We start from the raw sequence: 2,453 nt of genomic DNA, 5'->3' as shown, positions 1-2,453 counted from the left end.
ATTATCTGAATTCGCGAGATGCAGTCCGGTAAAAAGACCGTTCGCTTCGAAACCCAGCCCGGCTACCAGCTGCAGCATGACTGGGGCGAAATCGAAGCCGAGGTCGGCGGGGAGCGCTGTAGAATTAACTTTGCCGTCAATACGCTGGGTTACTCACGCCGCTTCCACGTCTTCGCTGCACCCTGCCAGGATGCAGAAGTTACCGTTCTGAACGGTTTTTACCCGGCGGGCGCTAAAATGCTGACCGTCGCGCAGATTTTCCACGTCGTAGATAATCGCTTTCTGGCTGTCGCCCGGGCACAGAATAGTAGCTATAAAACGAATGGATAATGCGTTCCTGTGGCACCGTCTGCTTTGCGGCATACAGCGCTTGTGGCCCAACACCTAACCACCAAATACCTAGCGTAGCCCCAGATCTTCATTCTGCCCGCGAAACAGCCCCTCTTCTAGGGTTTCCAGATCCAGCAGATTCAGTAAATTTTGCAGTGCCTAGCTCATATGGCTCATAAAACGCATCCTCATTAAAATTTCAGATCTCAGTTTGCGAAATCCGACCAATTACCGTCAATGACTGTTTTTGCAATCTGTGGCGCTAGGGTGAAATGCGCAAAGATCGGCGCGTCTAGAAAAAAAATCAGTAAGTTGTGCCAGAATTAAGCTTACGCAGGCAGTAAAGCTCTTCCTTTTCGCAGTATTTGGCTGTCGTAATCATTCATTGGAAAGAGAAGTTATCAATGAAAATCTGGCATGTATTAAGTGGCGTGGCTTTGGCTGTGGTAATTACAGGGTGTGCAAAAGCAAAGATATGCCGCCCCCAACGCTGGGATTGCAGGTAAAAGGTCAGCAAGGGGTGATTAGGACGCTGCCACCGGATTCTGTGCTTGACCGTGACGTTGTCGGATGCACCGTCTAAAGTGCTGTGCAGCGCGTTGGGCGCACAGAAGGTAAGCAGGCACCGTTCCAGTTTACCCTGCCGTTTAACCTAGCGGGTATCCAGCCGAAAGCACGCATTCTGCTGAATGCTGCGGTCAGCGTGGATGGCAAACTGATGTTTATCACCAATACGGTGAAACAGGTGGTCACCACGGGCACCAGCGTCACGACCTGACGCTGGTGCCGTCCCTGAAATGGAGATGCCAACGAAGAGTGGGGCACCAACAACCGTGCCTTCGACTTCACCTACTCTGGTTACGCCATCGGGTACCATTCCTGCACCAACCTTAATCTCTTCCGCCTGCAGTGCTTTACGCTGCCTGCTGAGATCGTCACCCGTCAGCGAAATTTTACCTTTGCGATTAATCACCCGGTACCACGGCAGTTTGCTGCCTTTGGGCAGGCGCTTCAGCACGCCGCCAACCTGACGCGCCGCGCGCGATGAACCGACCAGCCGGGCCACTTCGCCATAGGTTGTGACGTTGCCATAAGGGATCGCGGCAACGATCTGATAAATGCGCTATTGAAAACTGTCTTGTTCCAAGGTCATGGGCCTATAGCACGAAAATAATCTGCAGATCGTGCAAGAAACCAACGGTCACCAAGGGGCGGCTTGCAATTGCCGGGGCCATCATTGATAATGCCTGCGCTCTGGTTACCCAAGGTACTCAATGGGGGCCCAGTTGGTTCTCCCGCAATGCTGATTTGTGAACTCGGTCAGGTCCGGAAGGAAGCAGCCGTAACAGATGACGCGTGTGCCGGGATGTGGCTGGCAGGGTCCCCCACCCAATTCTGCCTTACCAGTCCTCACGACTTAATTAGGTTTAAATCCAACATCATTAGTTAGCGAACAAACTTCCATACGGCAACGGGCACTTTATCATAAAGCTTATTCATTGTCAGCTCGGCCAGACGGTGATCGGCAGCGGAATAGAATACAGCCAGTTCATCATCAGATAATTCGTATTTGTTCTTTTCGATAACGCGCTCAAGCGTGTCGATGGAACGACAGCGTCTGAGGCGCATCAGATAATCATTTTTTGTTAAAAGTTTGTCTGTCATTATTAAACCGTAAATGAGTAATGGGTTGCTAAAACGAATGGCTAGCCTGCGGCAGGCTTGATGCACATTCCTCTGCAAAAATGTTGAACAGTCGTTTGGCGGATTTCTGCCAGCGTTGTAAGTCCTGAACATTAATGCCGTAATTGCTGGACAGCATAAAAGGTGTTATCCAGATATTTATCAATCTGACTTATCAGATCGCTGACCTCGATGTGCTTAATTTTGTAATTCATGGTGAATGCTGCAATATACTCGATCAGGTCGTTAAGCTGTAGATTGGCAGCAGAGGTAGGATCGTTAACCCAGCCGTGGTAGCTGCCGCCTAACGTAGCCAAGCTTTCATCGTACAGGTTTTCACACAAAAATTTTAGCTGTGCAATATCATGCCTTCTCGGTTAGTATTCGTCCATCTTTTTCCCCTCCTAAGCGGCTATTGTTAATAAATAGAGATTATGCTG

The 2,453-nt window shown here is 49.9% G+C and carries 1 protein-coding gene, 1 other RNA gene and 4 pseudogenes; 3 read left to right on the top strand and 3 right to left on the bottom strand.

Features of this window, described 5'->3' with window-relative positions:
• Nucleotides 1-12 precede the first annotated feature (12 nt).
• Together BBW68_RS20825 and BBW68_RS20820 are read left to right on the top strand one after the other, a co-directional pair.
• Nucleotides 13-324, top strand: a pseudogene (locus BBW68_RS20825) (IS21 family transposase); the annotation flags it as partial.
• Between the two features lie 410 nt (nt 325-734).
• Nucleotides 735-1,220, top strand: a pseudogene (locus BBW68_RS20820) (YbaY family lipoprotein); the annotation flags it as partial.
• Here the strand turns inward: BBW68_RS20820 and BBW68_RS19940 are convergent.
• Nucleotides 1,217-1,450: pseudogene (locus BBW68_RS19940) on the bottom strand (MGMT family protein); the annotation flags it as partial. The pseudogenes BBW68_RS20820 and BBW68_RS19940 sit on opposite strands and share 4 nt — an antisense overlap.
• Nucleotides 1,451-1,614: 164 nt before the next feature.
• Between BBW68_RS19940 and ffs the strand changes: the two are divergent.
• Nucleotides 1,615-1,711: signal recognition particle sRNA small type (gene ffs, locus BBW68_RS13095), an RNA gene on the top strand.
• A 65-nt stretch (nt 1,712-1,776) separates the two neighbouring features.
• Here the strand turns inward: ffs and BBW68_RS13090 are convergent.
• Nucleotides 1,777-1,995 (bottom strand): HHA domain-containing protein, encoded by a 219-nt coding sequence (locus BBW68_RS13090; protein WP_070135702.1) that lies wholly within the window; start codon nt 1,993-1,995, stop codon nt 1,777-1,779.
• A gap of 28 nt (nt 1,996-2,023) precedes the next feature.
• Nucleotides 2,024-2,375: pseudogene (gene tomB, locus BBW68_RS13085) on the bottom strand (Hha toxicity modulator TomB).
• Nucleotides 2,376-2,453: the final 78 nt, after the last annotated feature.

Origin of the sequence: Candidatus Erwinia dacicola, from assembly GCF_001756855.1 — a bacterium.
Classification (GTDB): Bacteria; Pseudomonadota; Gammaproteobacteria; order Enterobacterales; family Enterobacteriaceae; genus Erwinia; species Erwinia dacicola.
Note: the sequence above shows the minus strand (reverse complement) of the source record. Positions and strands in the feature narration are given on the sequence as shown.